Source organism: Streptomyces albidicamelliae (assembly GCF_025642175.1).
Taxonomy (GTDB): Bacteria; Actinomycetota; Actinomycetes; order Streptomycetales; family Streptomycetaceae; genus Streptomyces; species Streptomyces albidocamelliae.
The window spans coordinates 4884533-4902032 of sequence record NZ_CP106795.1; the positions used below are offsets into that span (position 1 = coordinate 4884533).

14 protein-coding genes are annotated in these 17500 nt (G+C 72.3%); 12 read left to right on the forward strand and 2 right to left on the reverse strand.

The annotated features are described in order from the left end of the window. The first annotated feature begins 50 nt into the window (after positions 1-50). The 9 genes from N8I86_RS22545 (at position 51) to N8I86_RS22585 (ending at position 11962) form a co-directional block, all read left to right on the forward strand. On the forward strand, positions 51-473 hold the full coding sequence (locus N8I86_RS22545) for a hypothetical protein (protein WP_073888522.1): 423 nt from the start codon (positions 51-53) through the stop codon (positions 471-473). Between the two features lie 47 nt (positions 474-520). Beyond that, on the forward strand, positions 521-1417 hold the full coding sequence (locus N8I86_RS22550; protein ID WP_263278564.1) for a TatD family hydrolase: 897 nt from the start codon (positions 521-523) through the stop codon (positions 1415-1417). A gap of 157 nt (positions 1418-1574) precedes the next feature. After that, complete coding sequence (locus tag N8I86_RS22555; RefSeq protein WP_073888526.1) at positions 1575-3053, forward strand: resuscitation-promoting factor; 1479 nt, start codon at positions 1575-1577, stop codon at positions 3051-3053. 119 nt (positions 3054-3172) lie between these two features. Then, positions 3173-4042 (forward strand): 16S rRNA (adenine(1518)-N(6)/adenine(1519)-N(6))-dimethyltransferase RsmA, encoded by an 870-nt coding sequence (rsmA, locus tag N8I86_RS22560; RefSeq protein WP_073888528.1) that lies wholly within the window; start codon positions 3173-3175, stop codon positions 4040-4042. 96 nt (positions 4043-4138) lie between these two features. After that, the gene (locus tag N8I86_RS22565; RefSeq protein WP_263278565.1) at positions 4139-5032 is read left to right on the forward strand and encodes a 4-(cytidine 5'-diphospho)-2-C-methyl-D-erythritol kinase; all 894 of its coding nucleotides are present in this window, start codon (positions 4139-4141) and stop codon (positions 5030-5032) included. A gap of 204 nt (positions 5033-5236) precedes the next feature. Continuing rightward, on the forward strand, positions 5237-7045 hold the full coding sequence (locus tag N8I86_RS22570) for an ABC-F family ATP-binding cassette domain-containing protein (RefSeq protein WP_123437011.1): 1809 nt from the start codon (positions 5237-5239) through the stop codon (positions 7043-7045). Between the two features lie 234 nt (positions 7046-7279). After that, complete coding sequence (locus N8I86_RS22575; RefSeq protein ID WP_073888533.1) at positions 7280-9106, forward strand: outer membrane protein assembly factor BamB family protein; 1827 nt, start codon at positions 7280-7282, stop codon at positions 9104-9106. A gap of 82 nt (positions 9107-9188) precedes the next feature. Continuing rightward, a complete protein-coding gene (locus tag N8I86_RS22580) occupies positions 9189-11039 on the forward strand; it encodes an outer membrane protein assembly factor BamB family protein (protein ID WP_263278566.1) in 1851 nt (616 codons plus the stop codon). Positions 11040-11275: 236 nt separating this feature from the next. Then, positions 11276-11962 (forward strand): helix-turn-helix transcriptional regulator, encoded by a 687-nt coding sequence (locus N8I86_RS22585; protein ID WP_073888536.1) that lies wholly within the window; start codon positions 11276-11278, stop codon positions 11960-11962. A 76-nt stretch (positions 11963-12038) separates the two neighbouring features. Here N8I86_RS22585 and N8I86_RS22590 read toward each other — a convergent pair whose 3' ends face one another. Both N8I86_RS22590 and N8I86_RS22595 read right to left on the reverse strand, forming a co-directional pair. Then, entirely contained in the window at positions 12039-12383 is a 345-nt protein-coding gene (locus N8I86_RS22590) for a hypothetical protein (RefSeq protein WP_073888538.1), read from the reverse strand. A 21-nt stretch (positions 12384-12404) separates the two neighbouring features. After that, entirely contained in the window at positions 12405-14096 is a 1692-nt protein-coding gene (locus tag N8I86_RS22595; protein WP_073888540.1) for a sodium:solute symporter family protein, read from the reverse strand. A 209-nt stretch (positions 14097-14305) separates the two neighbouring features. On the opposite strand from N8I86_RS22595, the gene galT reads away from it, so the two are divergent. Genes galT through galK form a run of 3 tightly spaced genes read left to right on the forward strand, consistent with a single transcriptional unit; the run spans position 14306 to position 17480 of the window. Then, a complete protein-coding gene (gene galT, locus N8I86_RS22600) occupies positions 14306-15367 on the forward strand; it encodes a galactose-1-phosphate uridylyltransferase (RefSeq protein ID WP_263278567.1) in 1062 nt (353 codons plus the stop codon). Then, complete coding sequence (gene galE / locus N8I86_RS22605; RefSeq protein WP_123437006.1) at positions 15364-16326, forward strand: UDP-glucose 4-epimerase GalE; 963 nt, start codon at positions 15364-15366, stop codon at positions 16324-16326. The genes galT and galE overlap by 4 nt, the downstream gene beginning before the upstream one ends. Beyond that, a complete protein-coding gene (galK, locus tag N8I86_RS22610; protein ID WP_073888546.1) occupies positions 16326-17480 on the forward strand; it encodes a galactokinase in 1155 nt (384 codons plus the stop codon). The genes galE and galK overlap by 1 nt, the downstream gene beginning before the upstream one ends. The last annotated feature ends 20 nt before the right edge of the window (positions 17481-17500 follow it).

Genomic DNA, 17500 nt, shown 5'->3' on the forward strand with positions numbered 1-17500 from the left:
GGGGGGAATCCCGAGCCGGGGCGCTTGTCCAGCGGACAAGAGGAGCTGGCATGAGTGAGATCGCAGGGCAGACCGGCCTCCACGGCACGGCCACCGCCGTCGTTCACGAGTCGTATTCGTTCGCCTGCATGCGCTGCGGGCACGGCTGGGAACAGTCGTACGAGATAGAGCACCACACGGACGCCGACGGACAGCAGATCGTGCGCTACGTGGCCGACGGCCGCGTCGTGCCGTCACCGCTGAGCCGGCCGAGCTGCCAGAACTGCGACGGCCACGTCCTGCGGATCATGCGCGCGGGCCAGGTCTCGTCGGTGCGCAGCGCGGCGCAGGGCCACCCGCACCGGGTGCCCCCGGCGGGCCCCGTCGAGGTGCCGGACGTGCCCGGTACGCCCGAGGTGCCCGCGCAGCCCAGGGAGCCGCACCACTGGCACCTGTCCGATCTCCTCCACCCGTTCCAGCGCAAGGCCGGCTGAACGGATCACCGGCTCTCGGGCGCATGCCCCTTTCGTAGGATCGGGGCATGCCTTCGAACACCGGCCGGACCACCCGTGACGACAAGAACGCGGCTCCGCCGCTCCCGGCACCCCTCAGGGTGCCCGTCGCCGACTCCCACACCCACCTCGACATGCAGTCCGGCACGGTCGCGGAAGGCCTCGCGAAGGCGGCGTCAGTGGGCGTCACGACGGTCGTCCAGGTCGGCTGCGACCTCGCCGGCTCGCGCTGGGCCGCCGAGACGGCGGCGGAGCACGAGAACGTCCACGCGACCGTCGCCCTCCACCCCAACGAGGCGCCGCGCATCGTCCACGGCGACCCCGACGGCTGGTCCCGGCAGGGCGCCCGCGAGCCGGGCGGCGACGCGGCCCTGGACGAGGCCCTGGCCGAGATCGACCGGCTGGCCGCGCTGCCCCAGGTGAAGGGCGTCGGCGAGACCGGCCTCGACCACTTCCGCACCGGCCCCGAGGGCAAGGCGGCGCAGGAGCGGTCCTTCCGCGCCCACATCGAGATCGCCAAGCGGCACGGCAAGGCGCTCGTCATCCACGACCGCGACGCCCACGCCGACGTCCTGCGCGTGCTGAAGGAGGAGGGCGCCCCCGAGCGGACCGTCTTCCACTGCTATTCCGGCGACGCCGACATGGCCGCGATCTGCGCCCGCGAGGGCTACTTCATGTCCTTCGCCGGCAACGTCACCTTCAAGAACGCCCAGAACCTGCGGGACGCGCTCGCCGTCGCCCCGCTGGAACTGGTCCTCGTGGAGACGGACGCGCCCTTCCTCACCCCGGCGCCGTACCGCGGACGGCCCAACGCCCCGTATCTCATTCCGGTCACGGTCCGGGCGATGGCCGCCGTGCGCGGCCTCGACGAGGACGCGCTGGCGACGGCCCTGGGCGCGAACACCGCCCGCGCCTTCGGTTACTGACCGTACGCCGAACATAACCGCCCGGTAACGGACCGGCGGCTCGGGCTTGGGTTCGAGCGCCACGTTGCGTAGTCGCGCCGCTTTGGAGAGTGACCGGCGCTCCGCTAGGTTCTGGGCCCGATTTCCGGACCCGTCTGGCCCTCTGGAGCGTGTCGGCGTGAGCAAGTCGCAGTACGAGACCTACGAGGCGTACGGCCCCTACACCGCTCCGGCCGGTCCGCCCGGCGGTCCCTGGCCCGGCCTGCACGAGGCCGAGACCGTGCCGAACGGGGTGCCGTACGACGACACGTACCGGCCCGCCTACGAGGCCGGGGTGCGGGCCCCGGCGTCCGTACCCGCGCACGAGCTCGCGACCGAACCGCTGCTGCCGCGCCAGAGCGGCGACACCCTGGTCGAGCTGGTCGAGGACACTCGCCCGCCGGACGAGGACACGCTCGTGCAGATCCTGGGTGCCGAGGACCGGGACACCCTCGTTCAGGACGGGTACGCCGACGGCAGCGGGCGGGCCGCACGCCGGCGCAGGGCGCGCTCCGCCGAGCGCCCGGAGTCCGCGGTGCGCCGCCTGCTGCCGCAGGCGCTGGTCGTGGCCTTCCTGGCGGGCGGCACCACCGCCTTCGTCGCCCAGGACAAGGCGGTCGAGCTCAGCGTCGACGGGCGGCAGCGCAGCCTGCACACCTTCGCCGACGACGTCGGCGAACTGCTCGCCGAGGAGGGCGTGCACGTCGGCGCCCACGACATGGTCGCGCCCGCCCCCGGCACCGCGCTCGCCGGCGGCGACCGGATCGCCGTGCGCTACGGACGCCCCGTACGGCTCACCCTGGACGGCCACCGGCACGAGGTGTGGACGACCGCCGGCACCGTCGAGGGAGCGCTGCACGAGCTGGGCGTGCGCGCCGAGGGCGCGTACCTGTCCGCCTCGCGCTCCCAGAGCATCGGACGTGCCGGACTCGCCCTCGACGTGCGCACCGAGCGGGCCGTCACGATCATGGCGGACGGCCGCGCCCGCACCGTCCGCACCAACGCCGCCACCGTCCGCGAGGCGATCGAGGACGCCGGGATCACCCTGCGCGGCCAGGACACCACCTCCGTCCCCGGGGACAGCTTCCCGCGCGACGGGCAGACGGTGACCGTGCTGCGGGTGACCGGCAGCCGCGAGATCCGCGAGGAGCAGATCCCCTTCGGGGTCCGGCGGACCGAGGACCCCTCCCTGTTCAAGGGCACCGAGGTCGTCTCCGAGCCCGGGCAGCCCGGACTGCGGCGGACCACCTTCCTCGTGCGCACCGTCAACGGGGTCCGGCAGACGCCGCGCCGGGAGAAGACCGAGGTGGTGCGCCGCCCGCGCCGCCAGGTGGTCAGGGTCGGCACCAAGCCGCTGCCGCCCTCCGTGCACGGCGCGGACCACCTGAACTGGCGCGCCCTCGCCGCCTGCGAGTCCGGCGGCCGGCCGCACGCCGTCGACGCCTCGGGCACGTACGGCGGGCTCTACCAGTTCGACGCGCACACGTGGCACAGCCTCGGCGGCCGCGGCCGCCCGCAGGACGCCCCGGCCGAGGAGCAGACCCTCCGCGCGAAGAAGCTGTACGTGAGCCGGGGCGCGACGCCCTGGCCGGCCTGCGGCAGACGGCTGCACGGGTAGCCGCGGGCGATCCCCGGCGCGGGGGCGGCGGGCGCCGATCCACGACGTCCGGCAGTGCGGTGCGCCCGCACGCCGGACACCTGGCGATCCGGCCCACCGCGCCCCCGTACCCTTGTCCCGTGAGCAGCCCCACCCCCGACGCCCTCCTCGGTCCGGCCGACATCCGCGAACTCGCGGCAGCCCTCGGTGTCCGTCCCACCAAGCAGCGCGGCCAGAACTTCGTGATCGACGCCAACACGGTCCGGCGTATCGTCCGGACCGCCGAGGTCCGTCCCGACGACGTCGCGGTGGAGGTCGGCCCGGGGCTCGGCTCCCTCACCCTCGCGCTGCTGGAGGCCGCCGACCGGGTCACCGCCGTCGAGATCGACGACGTCCTCGCCGCCGCGCTGCCCGCGACCGTCGCGGCGCGCATGCCGGAGCGCGCCGACCGCTTCGCGCTGGTCCACTCCGACGCCATGCACGTCACCGAGCTGCCCGGCCCCGCGCCCACCGCCCTGGTGGCGAACCTGCCCTACAACGTCGCCGTGCCCGTGCTGCTGCACATGCTCGAGACCTTCCCCACCATCGAACGCACCCTGGTGATGGTGCAGGCCGAGGTCGCCGACCGGCTCGCCGCCGCGCCGGGCTCCAAGGTGTACGGCGTGCCGTCGGTCAAGGCCAACTGGTACGCCGAGGTGAAGCGGGCCGGCGCCATCGGCCGCAACGTCTTCTGGCCCGCGCCCAACGTCGACAGCGGACTGGTCTCCCTCGTCCGCCGGACCGAGCCGATCAGGACGACCGCCTCCCGCAAGCAGGTCTTCGCGGTGATCGACGCGGCCTTCGCGCAGCGCCGCAAGACCCTGCGCGCGGCACTCGCCGGCTGGGCCGGATCCGCCGCCGCCGCGGAGGCCGCGCTGGTCGCGGCCGGGGTCTCACCGCAGGCTCGCGGGGAGTCCCTCACGGTCGAGGAGTTCGCCCGCATCGCCGAGAACGCCCAGCCCGCCGCCTAGCCGCAAGGCCCCGGACGGCACCCGGCACCGGCGGAGCCGACCGGTGCCCGCCGGGCCACGTCCACCCCGCCCGCCCAGCAAGGAGCCCGGTCAGCAGTGAGCGTCACGGTCCGCGTCCCCGCCAAGGTCAACGTCCAGCTCGCGGTGGGCGCCGCCCGCCCCGACGGGTTCCACGACCTCGCCAACGTCTTCCTCGCCGTCGGCCTGTACGACGAGGTCACCGTCACCCCGGCCGCCGAGCTGCGCGTCACCTGCGAGGGCCCCGACGCCCACCAGGTCCCGCTGGACCGCACCAACCTCGCCGCGCGCGCCGCCGTCGAGCTCGCCGCCCGGCGGGGCATCGAACCGGCCGTGCACATCCACATCGCCAAGGACATCCCCGTCGCCGGGGGCATGGCGGGTGGCAGCGCGGACGGCGCGGGCGCGCTGCTCGCCTGCGACGCGCTCTGGGGCACGGGCGCCTCCCGCGCGGAGCTCCTCGCGCTCTGCGCCGAACTGGGCAGCGACGTCCCGTTCAGCCTGGTCGGCGGGGCCGCCCTCGGCGTCGGGCGCGGTGAGCGGCTGACCGCGCTCGAACTCGGCGGCACGTTCCACTGGGTGTTCGCGATGGCCGGGCGCGGACTGTCCACACCGGCGGTGTTCCGCGAGTTCGACCGGCTCGCCGAGGGCCGCGACATCCCCGCGCCGGTCGCCTCCCCCGACCTGCTGGAGGCGCTCGCCAAGGGAGACCCGGACGCGCTGGCGTCGGCCGTCTCCAACGACCTCCAGCCCGCCGCCCTGTCCCTCTTCCCCGAACTGGCCGACACCCTGGCCGCCGGACGGGCCGCGGGCGCCCTGACCGCGCTCCTCTCCGGCTCCGGGCCCACGACGGCCTTCCTCGCGCGCGACGCCGGCTCGGCGGAGAAGGTGGCCGAGGCGCTGCGCGCGTCCGGCACCTGCCGGTCGGTGCGGACGGCCGCGGGCCCGGTGCCCGGGGCGACCGTGATCTGAGGGCACCCGCCGGCACCGCACCCGCCGGCACCGCACCCGCCGGCACCGCACCCGCCGGGTCCGCGCCCGCCGGCACCGCGCCCGCCGGGTCCGGGGCCGGGGACCACCCCGGCCGCGCCGCCGCCCCCCGCCCAGGCCCTACGCTAGAAGGCTGACCCCCGCGGCGGAGCCGCATGTCGATACCGCCCCGCGCACAGGAGTGAAATGGCCGTCAACCTGGTCAATGTCGAGAACGTCAGCAAGGTGTACGGCACCCGTGCCCTGCTCGACGGCGTCTCGCTCGGTGTGTCGGAAGGGGACCGGATCGGGGTCGTCGGCCGCAACGGCGACGGCAAGACCACCCTCATCCGGATGCTCGCCAAGCTGGAGGAGGCCGACACCGGACGGGTCACCCACTCCGGCGGGCTGCGCCTCGGCGTGCTCACCCAGCACGACTCCCTCGACCCGTCCGCCACCGTCCGCCACGAGGTCATCGGCGACATGGCCGACCACGAGTGGGCCGGCAACGCCAAGGTGCGGGACGTGCTGACCGGCCTGTTCGGCGGACTGGACCTGCCCGGCTTCCCCAAGGGCCTCGACACGGTCATCGGACCGCTCTCCGGTGGCGAGCGGCGCCGCATCGCGCTCGCCAAGCTGCTCATCGAGGAGCAGGACCTGATCGTCCTCGACGAGCCCACCAACCACCTCGACGTCGAGGGCATCGCCTGGCTCGCCCGGCACCTGCAGACCCGGCGCTCGGCGCTCGTCTGCGTCACCCACGACCGGTGGTTCCTCGACCAGGTCTGCACCCGCATGTGGGACGTGCAGCGCGGGGACGTCTTCGAGTACGAGGGCGGCTACTCCGACTACGTCTTCGCCCGCGCCGAGCGCGAGCGGATCGCCGCCACGGAGGAGGCCAAGCGGCAGAACCTGGTCCGCAAGGAGCTGGCCTGGCTGCGGCGCGGCGCCCCCGCGCGTACCTCCAAGCCGCGGTTCCGCGTGGAGGCCGCCAACGAGCTGATCGCGGACGTGCCGCCGCCCCGGGACAGCGCCGAGCTGATGAAGTTCGCCTCCTCGCGGCTGGGCAAGACCGTCTTCGACCTGGAGGACGTCACCGTCCAGGCCGGCCCCAAGGTGCTGCTGAAGCACGTCACCTGGCAGCTCGGCCCCGGCGACCGGATCGGTCTCGTCGGCGTCAACGGCGCCGGCAAGACCTCCCTGCTGCGCGCCATGGCCGAAGCGGCCCGCACGGAGGGCGAGGCGCAGCCCGTGGGCGGGCGCGTCGCCGTGGGCAGGACCGTCAAGCTCGCCTACCTCTCCCAGGAGGTCGGCGAACTCGACCCCGCTCTGCGGGTCCTCGAGGCCGTGCAGCAGGTCCGCGAGCGCGTCGACCTCGGCAAGGGCCGCGAGATGACCGCCGGTCAGCTGTGCGAGACGTTCGGCTTCAGCAAGGAGAAGCAGTGGACGCCGGTCGGGGACCTCTCCGGCGGTGAGCGCCGCCGGCTCCAGCTGCTGCGCCTCCTCATGGACGAGCCCAACGTCCTCTTCCTCGACGAGCCCACCAACGACCTCGACATCGAGACCCTCACCCAGCTCGAGGACGTCCTCGACGGCTGGCCCGGCTCGATGATCGTGATCTCCCACGACCGGTTCTTCGTCGAGCGCACCACCGACCGGGTCTTCGCCCTCCTCGGCGACGGCGCGCTGCGGATGCTGCCGCGCGGTATCGACGAGTACCTGGAGCGGCGCCGGCGCATGGAGGAGGCGGTCGCCGCGCAGGCGCCGGCCGCGGCGCCCAAGCCGGCCGGCACCGAGAAGAGCGCGGCCGACCAGCGGGCGGCGAAGAAGGAACTCCAGAAGATCGAGCGCCAGTTGGACAAGATCTCCGAGAAGGAGACCAAGCTGCACGCCCAGATCGCCGAGAACGCCACCGACTTCGGGAAGGTCGCCGAACTCGACGCCCAGCTGCGCGATCTCGCCGGGGAGCGCGAGGAACTGGAGCTGCGCTGGCTGGAACTGGCGGAGGACGCGTAAGCAGCGGTGGGGCGCGCGATGCTGGCGCGTGCGCCGCGTGAAGGGGGCGTGAAGGCGCGTAACGGCGGCATCACAGGCCGGTTCTCCCTTGGGAACAGCGGGCTGTCCGGGGCCGTGCGCTGTCGGTGCCGGGTGATACAAAGGGCCGTCTGAGAACTTTCTGAGTACGACCTTGGGTCCATCGCGAACCTCAGGGCGTGGCTAAAAATCAGTGAACGAGGGGGAAGAGCGCTGATGACTCAGCCGCCCAACCAGCCGCCGCAGGACGGTTTCGGAGCGCCACAGGGGAAGTCGCCGCAGGACCAGCCGCCCCAGGGCGGCGGCGGGTTCGGCCCCCCGCAGACACCTCCGGCCCAGCCGGGATTCGGCGCACCCGCCACACCCCCACCGCCGCAGCAGCCGCCCGCGGGCCCCCCGCAGCCCCAGCCCGGCTACGGCTACCCGCAGCAGCCCGGCCCGTACGGCGCCCCGCCCGCACCGGGCACCCCGGGCCCGTACGGCGCACCCGCCGCACCCGGTGCCCCCGGCCCCTACGGTTACCCGCAGCAGCCGCAGCAGGCGGGCCCCTACGGCGCCGCACCGCAGCCCGGGTACGGCTACCCGCAGCAGCCGCCCTTCCCCGGCGCGCCCCAGGGCGGTGGGCCGGGATCCAAGAAGAAGCCGCTGCTGATCATCGGTGCCGCGGTGGCCGCGCTGCTCGTCGTCGGCGGCACCGTCTACGCGCTCAGCGGCGACGACGACGGCAAGAAGAAGCCCGTCGCCCAGCAGAGCGACGACCCCAAGCACTCCGCCTCCGCGGAGCCCACCCAGTCCGCCGGCGGCACCGGCGGCGACGACCCGGAGAACCTCAACGAGGGCCGCCGGGCGGGCGAGGCGAAGGTGCTCTGGTACAAGTCGGCGCCCGACGCCCCCGGTTCCGGCGCCGACGCGCCCGGCATGTGGGTCACCGGCGACACCGCGGTGAAGGCGGCCTACAAGCAGGTCTTCGCCTTCGGCGCGGCCGACGGCAGGACCGCCTGGGGTCCGATCGACTTCCCGCAGAAGATCTGCGCGGCCACCCCCCAGGCGGCCGGCGGCAAGGTCGTCGTGGCGTACATGAACGGCGCGGGCGACCGGGCCAAGTGCAACCAGCTCCAGCAGATCGACCTGGCGACGGGCAAGAAGGGCTGGAGCGGCGAGGTCGCCGACGGCGGCCTGTTCGACAGCTCGCTCTCCGTCGAACTGACCGTGAGCGGCAGGACGCTGATGGTCGGCCGCTCGCAGTCGGGCACCGCCTACGACATCACCAGCGGCAAGAAGCTGTACGACAAGAAGAAGTACGGAGCGGCCTGCTTCCCGACCGCGTTCGCGGGCGGCACCGGCCGGCTGGTCCAGGTGGCCTCCTGCGCGGCCGGCACCGACAAGGAGCACGACGAGATCCAGGAGCTGGATCCGGCCACCGGCAAGGCGCGGTGGACCCAGCCGGTCAAGAAGGGCTGGCGGGTCACCAGGACGTACTCCGTCGACCCGCTCGTGGTCTACCTGACCAACCAGGACAAGAAGGCGTGGAACATCTCCACCTTCACCAAGGACGGCAAGTTCCGTTCGGAGGTCAAGGTCAACGAGAAGTTCGCGCCCCGCTGCGGCTGGGCGATCCTCGAACGCGACCTCCAGGGCTGCCAGGGCGTCGCGGTTGACGCCGACACCCTGTACCTGCCCACGGACTCCCTCAGCAGCGCCAACGAGATCGTCGCGATCGGCCTCGCCGACGGCAAGGAGAAGTGGCGGGCCAAGTCTCCGGCCGAGGAGCCGATGGCCCCGCTGAAGATCGACGGCGGCAAGCTCGTCGCGTACGTGCAGCCGTCGTACGACGCGGGCGGCCAGGTGGTGTCGATCCCGGTCGCCGGCTCCTCCCACAAGCCCACGAAGCTGCTGCAGAACCCGCAGGGCGCGGCCGACGTCGAGGACGCCTTCTACAACGGCGTCGTCGACTGGGTGGACGGGCGGTTCTTCATCTCCTCCGGCCGGCTGTCCGGCAGCGACCAGTCCAAGGAGAAGCTGATGATGGCCTTCGGCAACTGACCCCGGCGCACATCCCTTCGCACCACGTCCCGAGTCCCCTCCGCCGTCCGGCCTTCAGCGTTTCACCGAGGTATCCGCTCCCATGACCCAGCCGCCCCCTCCGCCGCCCAACCAGCCCCCGCAGCAGCCCGGTTCCGGCTCCCCCCAGGACCAGCCGCCCGCGCCCCCGGCCGGGCCGCCGGCGACCCCGCCCGCGCAGCAGCAGCCGCCGCAGCCCCCGCAGCCGCAGCCCGGTTACGGCTACCCGCAGGCCGCCCCGGCCCCGCAGCCCCCGCAGCCCCAGCCGGGCTACGGCTACCCCGGCGGCCAGCAGAACCCGTACGCCCAGCAGCCCCCGGCCTACGGTCAGCAGCCCCCCGCCTACGGCGCCCACCCGCAGAACCCCTACGCGCAGCCCACCCAGCCGATGCACCCCGCGCAGCCGGGGTACGGCTATCCGGGGCAGCCGTCGACCATGCCGATGCAGCAGCAGGGGCAGAGCGGCGGCGGCCGGAACAACACCGCGCTGTACATCGTCGTCGCGGCGGTCGTCGCCATCGCGCTGATCGTCGGCGGCGGCATCTGGTACGCCAAGTCCTCCGGGGACGACGGCAAGAAGCACGACACCGCGTCCTCCGACGGCGGCACCGGCGGCGGCAACGAGAAGGGTTCCGGGGGCACCACCGGCGGCGGCAAGGAGAAGGTGCCGTCCGACCCCTCGGCGAAGCCCCTCTTCAACGTCGCGATGCCCACGACCAAGGAGCTGACGAGCACCACCGGCTCCTGGCTGACCGAGAAGGTGTACGCCAAGAGCGGTGTGGCCGAGATCGTCGGCTACGACCCCGTCAAGGGCACCGAGAACTGGACCATCAAGCTGCCCGGCCCGGTCTGCGCGACCACCGGTCACGTCAACTCGGAGAACCGGACGGCGATCGCCTTCCGGCCGAAGATGTCCCAGAAGGACGCCACCTCGGGATGCAGCCTGATCTCCGGGATCGACCTCGACACCGGCAAGCGGCTGTGGACGAAGTCCGTCAAGTCCGGTGACTACCCGGTGAGTTTCCAGAACCTGACGGTTGCCCAGCACACCGTCGCGGTCGGCAGCACCGGCGGCGGCGCCGCCTTCGACCTCGACTCCGGCAAGCTGCTGTGGCAGCCGAAGGCCGGCGACACCTGCTACGACGCCGGATACGGCGGCGGCGCGAAGCTGGTCGCGGTGCGCAAGTGCGGCGACTACGGCAACCGGCAGCTGCACATCCAGAACATCGACCCCAAGACGGGGAAGGTGATCGCCGAGTACAAGATGCCCGCGGGCGTCGAGTACGCCGCCGTCGTCTCCACCGACCCGCTGGTGGTCGCCGCCGACGTCGGCGACAGTGCCGGTGACGGCAGCGGCATCTCGGACTACTTCTCCATCGACGCCAGGACCGGCAGCCTGCTCGCCCGGATCTCCGCGCCCGGCAAGACGTACAGCGGCCGCTGCGACGGGATCACCCGCGTCGAGGACTGCCACCAGATCGTCGCGGGCAACGGCCGGCTGTACCTGCCGACCGAGGAGCACGACGGCTCCGCCGCCTACAAGGACACCAACGAGATCGTCTCCTTCGACCTCGACACGGGCAAGCAGACCGGCCAGCGCGCCGAGGCCGGCGACGGCTGCACGCTCTCCCCGCTGCGCATGGACGGCGGCAACCTGATCGCCTACAAGCGGACGCCGTACGACCAGGGCGGCCAGGTCGTCAGCATCGACGGCGGCAGCTTCAAGGAGACCAAGCTGCTGCAGAACCCGGCCACCGGTATCGCGCAGGAGGCGGAGAGCAGCATGCTGCCGGACTACTCCGAGATCCTGTTCGGCGAGGGGCGGCTGTACATGTCCAAGGTGTTCACCGAGACGAAGAGCTCGGGCTCGGGCAGCAAGCAGTACCTGGTCGTGGCGTTCGGCACGGACGGCTGACCGGCCGGCGGCGCCGGGCCCCCGCGCGCCGCTCACGCCCGAAAGGGTGACTTGCCGAGAAGTGCCCCGGATTTCATCGATCCGGGGCACTTCTCATGAGTAGGGGCAGCGCGACGTCGAACAAGCGTGTAGCTTCCGGGGGCAGATAGGGGCGGGGCGCCGGGGGGCCCTCTGTCCTTGCGGACCCGTGGGCGTCCATAGTGGGGCATCCATGGGGGGGACTGGGGGGTTGCTCTATGGGAGTGCGGCTCATGGTGGTCGACGACCATCGCCTGCTCGCGGAGGCGCTGGCGTCCGCGCTCAAGCTGCGCGGGCACCGGGTGCTCGCCGCGGCGGCGCCGGCCGCGGGCGCCGCGGATCTGGTGATCGCGCGGGCGCCGGAGGTGTGCCTGCTGGGTACGGCGGCCCCGGCCGAGCCGGGCGTCTTCGACCCGGTGGTGAAGATCAAGCGGGAGCGGCCGCAGGTGGCGATGCTGGTGCTGGGACCGGTCCCGTCACCGCGGGGCATCGCGGCGGCCTTCGCGGCGGGCGCGTCGGGGTACGTGCGGCACGACGAGCGGATCGAGGGCGTCGAGCGGGCCATCATGAAGGCCCGCGCGGGGGAGGCGGCGGTGGCTCCGCAGCTGCTCCAGGGGGCGTTCGGGGAGCTGCTCAACCCGGCCGCCCAGCCCGACGACGAGGCCCAGCGGCTGCTGGAGATGCTCACGCCGCGGGAGGTCGAGGTGCTGGTACGGGTGGCCGACGGCGAGGACACGCGGCTGATCGCGGCCGGTATGGGGATCGCGCCGAGCACCGCCCGTACGCACGTGCAGCGGGTGCTGATGAAGCTCGGGGTCGGGTCGCGGCTGGAGGCGGCGGCACTGGCCGCGCGGACGGGACTGCTGGACCGTGCGGGTTCCCTGCGGGAGTCCGGGCCGCAGTAGCCGCCCGGTGCGCCGAGGGGGCGCGGGGAACCGCGTGATCGGCTCCCGCGCGCCCCGGTCCGGGGCCGGTGGGCGGTCAGTGCTTCTCCGCCGGCTCCTCGGGCAGGCCCTCCGGGGGGAGCGGCGGCGGGGTGGGCCGGAGCTTCAGCCAGGCCAGGAAGAAGACGCCCAGCAGGAGCATGCCGATCCCGGTCCACAGGTTGATGTTGACGCCCTGGGCCTTGTCGATGGCGGACGGGGAGTCGGTGATGCCGGTGATCGTGACGATGACGCCGTAGACGACGAACAGTCCGCCGATGATGCGGCGCAGGTCGAACAGCCGGGCCGCGGTCTCGGACTTGCCCTCCAGCTCGGTGACCTCCCGCTGGACGTCGTCCTCGGAGTAGTGGAACCGCTCGGGGCGGTCGGGGTTCTCGGTCATGGTTTCCTCGGTCCTCCCGCGTCAGAACGAGAACGGGATGTAGCAGGCGGCGGCCAGCACGATCGCGCCCCAGCCCAGCAGGGCGGGCCTGCGGTACCAGGCGTCGTCGCCCTTGGCGGGCGGCTCGGACATGCCGGGGGAGCGGGTGCCGTAGACCAGGCCCTGCAGCTCGTTGGCCGGCTTCGGCTTCGTGAACAGGGAGACGGCGAACATCACGACCGCGCCGGCGACGAAGCCGGCGATGGCGGAGACGAAGTTGGCGCCCTGGTCGGTGGGGATGGAGATGATCCCCTTCTTGTAGAACACGAAGTAGTTGACCATCGCGGTCACGGTGCCGGCGAGCAGGCCCCAGAAGCCGGACTTGGCGGACGCGCGCTTCCAGAACATGCCGACGATGAAGACGACGAACATCGGCACGTTGAAGAAGGAGAACAGCGTCTGCAGGTAGGACATGATGTTCGAGAACGACGAGGCGAGGAACGCGGTGCCGACGGAGGCGCAGACGCCGATCGCGGTGATCAGGCGGCCGAACCGCACGTAGTACCCGTCCTCGCGGCCCCGCACCACGTACTTCGCCCAGATGTCGGTGGTGAACACCGTGTTGAAGGACGACACGTTCGCCGCCATGCCCGCCATGAAGGCCGCCAGCAGACCGGTGACCGCGATGCCGAGCACGCCGTTGGGCAGCAGCTCCTGCATCAGGTAGGGGATGGCGTCGTTGTACTGGTAGCCGGAGCCGGTGGTGCCGAACTTCGGCACGACCGCGGCGGCGACCAGGCCGGGGATCATCACCAGGAAGACGATGAAGATCTTCGGGTAGGCGGCGATCAGCGGGGTGCGCTGGCCGGCGGAGAGGTTCTTCGCGGACAGGGCGCGCTGCACCTCGGCGAAGTTGGTGGTCCAATAGCCGAAGGACAGCACGAAGCCGAGTCCGAGGACGATGGTCAGCCAGTTGGCGCCCAGCGGGTTGGCCGAGCCGATGCCGGTGCCGCCCCAGGCCGTGGTGAAGTCGGCGCCGTGGGTGGCGGTGAGCTTGTCCGTCAGGCCGCCCCAGCCGCCCACCTTCTTCAGGCCGAGCACGGTGATCGGGATGAGGGCGGCGAGGATCACGAAGAACTGCAGCACCTCGTTGTAGATCGCCGAGGACAGGCCGCCCAGCGTGATGTACGCGAGCACGAAGGCGCCGGCGACCACGATGGCGACCCACTGCGGCCAGCCGAGCAGGGCCTCGACGACGATCGCGAGGGCGTAGAGGTTGACGCCCGCGATCAGGATGGCGGCGAACGCGAACAGGATCGAACTGAGCAGGTGGGCCGCCCGGTCGAAGCGCAGCAGCAGGAACTCGGGGACCGAGCGGACCTTGCTGCCGTAGTAGAAGGGCATCATCACCAGGCCCAGGAAGACCATGGCGGGGATGGCGCCGATCCAGTACCAGTGCACGGTGTAGGCGCCGTACTGGGCGCTGTTCGCGGCCATGCCGAGGATCTCGGTGGCGGCCAGGTTGGCGGAGATGAAGGCCAGGCCGGTGATCCAGGCGGGCAGCGAGCGTCCGGAGAGGAAGAAGTCCAGGCTGGTCTTCACCGAGCGGCGGGCCGCGAAGCCGATGCCCAGGACGACGACGAAGTAGATCGCCAGGATCGTGTAGTCCAGCCAGTTCGTGGGGAGCCGTAGCTCCGCCGCCAGGACGGCGGGTGCTTCTGTGGGGGTTTGCATGAGTACTCGCTTCGTTGCGCGAACTGATCCAGAGCGGAACCTACGCCGACGTGTTCAGTATTTGAACACTTCCGGTGGTGTTCTTTGTTTGATTGTGATCGACCGAGGTGTTGTCGAGTTGTGGTTTGTTATGTTTGGTTGTGTTGAGTGAGTGGGTGCTGACCAGCCTCCACGGATGTCCCCGCGGGGTGTCGGACAAGGAGCCAGGCGTGAAGAAGACCTCGACCCGGCTTGCCGACGGTCGTGAGCTGATCTACTACGACCTTCGGGACGACGCCGTGCGGGACGCCGTGGACCGGCGCCCGCTGGACCCCACCGTCACCACCTCCGAGGTCCGCCGCGACCCGCTGCTCGGCGACGCGGTCGCCGTCGCCTCCCACCGCCAGGGCCGCACCTACCACCCGCCCGCCGACGAGTGCCCCCTGTGCCCGACCCGGGGTGAGCGGCTGAGCGAGATCCCCGACTCCTCCTACGACGCCGTCGTCTTCGAGAACCGCTTCCCGTCGCTGGCCGGCGACTCCGGCCGCTGCGAGGTCGTCTGCTTCACGTCCGACCATGACGCCTCCTTCGCCGACCTCACCCCGGAGCAGGCACGACTGGTGCTGGAGGCGTGGTCGGACCGGACGTCGGAGCTGTCCCATCTGCCCTCCGTCGAGCAGGTGTTCTGTTTCGAGAACCGCGGCGCCGAGATCGGTGTGACCCTCGGGCACCCGCACGGACAGATCTACGCCTACCCCTTCACCACGCCGCGCACCGCGCTGATGCTCCGCTCGCTCGCCGCCCACCAGGAGGCCACCGGCGGACAGAACCTGTTCGACGCGGTGCTGGAGCGCGAACTCGCCGGTGAGCGGGTCGTCCTTGCGGGTGAACACTGGGTGGCCTTCGTGCCGTACGCGGCGCACTGGCCGTACGAGGTCCACCTGTACCCGAGGCGCCGCGTGCCCGATCTGCCGGCGCTCGACGAGGCGGCACGCACAGAGTTCCCCCAGATCTATCTGGAACTCTTGAGGCGCTTCGACCGGATCTTCGGGGACAAAGAGCCTCCGACGCCGTACATCGCGGCCTGGCACCAGGCCCCGTTCGGCACGCTGGAGGGGTTCGACGGTGTCACGCGCGACGACTTCGCGCTCCACCTCGAGCTTTTCACCATCCGCCGCACTTCCGGCAAGCTGAAGTTTCTCGCGGGTTCCGAGTCCGGCATGAGCGTGTTCATCAACGACGTGCCGCCGGAGCGCGCGGCCGAGCGACTGCGAGAGGTAGCGAGTTCATGAAGTACCTGGTGACGGGTGGCGCAGGATACGTCGGCAGTGTCGTGGCCCAGCACCTGCTGGAGGCGGGCCACGAGGTCACCGTCCTCGACAACCTCTCCACCGGCTTCCGCGAGGGCGTCCCGGCCGGCGCCGCGTTCGTCGAGGGCGACATCCGCGACGCCGCCAAGTGGCTCGACGCCTCCTACGAGGGCGTCCTGCACTTCGCCGCGTCCTCGCAGGTCGGCGAGTCGGTGGCGAAGCCCGAGAAGTACTGGGAGAACAACGTCGCCGGCTCCCTGGCGCTCCTCGGCGCCATGCGGGACGCGGGCGTGCGCACGCTGGTCTTCTCCTCCACGGCGGCCACCTACGGCGAGCCCGAGCAGGTCCCGATCACCGAGGCCGCCCCCACCCGGCCGACCAACCCCTACGGCGCCACCAAGCTGGCCGTCGACCACATGATCACCAGCGAGGCCAACGCCCACGGCCTGGCCGCGGTGTCCCTGCGCTACTTCAACGTCGCCGGAGCCTACGGCGCCCACGGCGAGCGCCACGACCCCGAGTCGCACCTGATCCCGCTGGTCCTCCAGGTCGCCCAGGGCCGCCGCGACGCCATCTCGGTCTACGGCGACGACTACGCCACCCCCGACGGGACCTGCGTCCGCGACTACATCCACGTGGCGGACCTGGCCGAGGCCCACCTGCTCGCCCTGCGGGCCGCCCGGCCGGGCACGCACCTGATCTGCAACCTCGGCAACGGCAGCGGCTTCTCCGTCCGCCAGGTCATCGAGACCGTCCGCGAGGTCACCGGCCACCCCATCCCCGAGGTGGTCGCCCCGCGCCGCGGCGGCGACCCGGCGGTCCTGGTCGCCGCCGCGGACACCGCCCGCGAGAAGCTGGGCTGGCACCCGACCCGCGCGGACCTCGCCGGAATCGTCGCGGACGCGTGGGAGTTCGCGCAGAGCATCACAGAGGAGCACTAGTGGGGGCACAGCAGGTCGCACAGCGCTTCACCGAGCTGTACGGGACCGCACCCGAAGGCGTGTGGGCGGCGCCGGGCCGGGTCAACCTGATCGGCGAGCACACCGACTACAACGACGGCTTCGTCATGCCGTTCGCCCTGCCGCACCAGGCGGTCGCGGCCGTCTCCCGCCGGGACGACGGGCTGCTGCGCCTGCACTCGGCGGACGTCGCGGGAGACGTGGCCGAGCTGCGCCTGGACGGCCTCGCCCCGGGGTCCGACAGCGCGTGGACGGCCTACCCGGCCGGCGTGGTCTGGGCGCTGCGCGAGGCGGGCCACGAGGTGACCGGCGCGGACGTCCACCTGTCCTCGACGGTCCCCACGGGCGCCGGCCTGTCCTCGTCCGCCGCGCTGGAGGTCGTGATCGCCCTGGCGCTCGACGACCTGTACGGACTCGGTCTCCAGCGGTGGCAGCTCGCCCGGCTGTGCCAGCGCGCGGAGAACGTCTACGTCGGCGCGCCGACCGGCATCATGGACCAGACGGCGTCCGCGTGCTGCACGTCGGGGCACGCCCTGTTCCTCGACACCCGGGACCTGTCCCAGCGGCAGATCCCCTTCGACCTGGCGGCCGAGGGCCTGCGCCTGCTCGTCGTGGACACCCAGGTCAAGCACGCCCACAGCGGCGGCGAGTACGGCAAGCGCCGGGCCGGCTGTGAGAAGGGCGCGGCCCTGCTGGGCGTCGACGCCCTCCGGGACGTCCCCCACGACGGACTGGAGGCGGCCCTCGCCCGGCTCGGCGACGAGGAGGAGGTGGTCCGTCTCGTCCGGCACATCGTCACCGAGAACCACCGCGTCGAACGCGTCGTCGACCTGCTGAGCGCCGGACGGACCCACGAGATCGGGCCCGTCCTCACCGAGGGACACGCCTCGCTGCGCGACGACTTCCGCATCTCCTGCCCGGAACTGGACCTGGTCGTCGACACCGCCCTCGCGGGCGGCGCGCTCGGCGCCCGGATGACCGGCGGCGGCTTCGGCGGCTCGGCGATCGTCCTGACCCGGGCGACGGACGCCGACACCCTGACCAAGTCGATCGAGGAAGCCTTCGCCGCGGCCGCCTTCACACCCCCACGCGTCTTCGAGGCGACCCCGTCGGCGGGAGCCCACCGCCTGACCTGACACCCCCCCCGCCCCACCCC

Excerpts from the sequence above, each read along its gene's own strand:
- N8I86_RS22545 (WP_073888522.1), top strand. The coding sequence starts at position 51 with ATGAGTGAGATCGCAGGGCAGACCGGCCTCCACGGCACGGCCACCGCC.
- N8I86_RS22550 (WP_263278564.1), top strand. The coding sequence starts at position 521 with ATGCCTTCGAACACCGGCCGGACCACCCGTGACGACAAGAACGCGGCT.
- N8I86_RS22570 (WP_123437011.1), top strand. The coding sequence starts at position 5,237 with ATGGCCGTCAACCTGGTCAATGTCGAGAACGTCAGCAAGGTGTACGGC.
- N8I86_RS22575 (WP_073888533.1), top strand. The coding sequence starts at position 7,280 with ATGACTCAGCCGCCCAACCAGCCGCCGCAGGACGGTTTCGGAGCGCCA.
- N8I86_RS22580 (WP_263278566.1), top strand. The coding sequence starts at position 9,189 with ATGACCCAGCCGCCCCCTCCGCCGCCCAACCAGCCCCCGCAGCAGCCC.
- N8I86_RS22585 (WP_073888536.1), top strand. The coding sequence starts at position 11,276 with ATGGGAGTGCGGCTCATGGTGGTCGACGACCATCGCCTGCTCGCGGAG.
- N8I86_RS22590 (WP_073888538.1), bottom strand. The coding sequence starts at position 12,383 with ATGACCGAGAACCCCGACCGCCCCGAGCGGTTCCACTACTCCGAGGAC.
- N8I86_RS22595 (WP_073888540.1), bottom strand. The coding sequence starts at position 14,096 with ATGCAAACCCCCACAGAAGCACCCGCCGTCCTGGCGGCGGAGCTACGG.
- galE (WP_123437006.1), top strand. The coding sequence starts at position 15,364 with ATGAAGTACCTGGTGACGGGTGGCGCAGGATACGTCGGCAGTGTCGTG.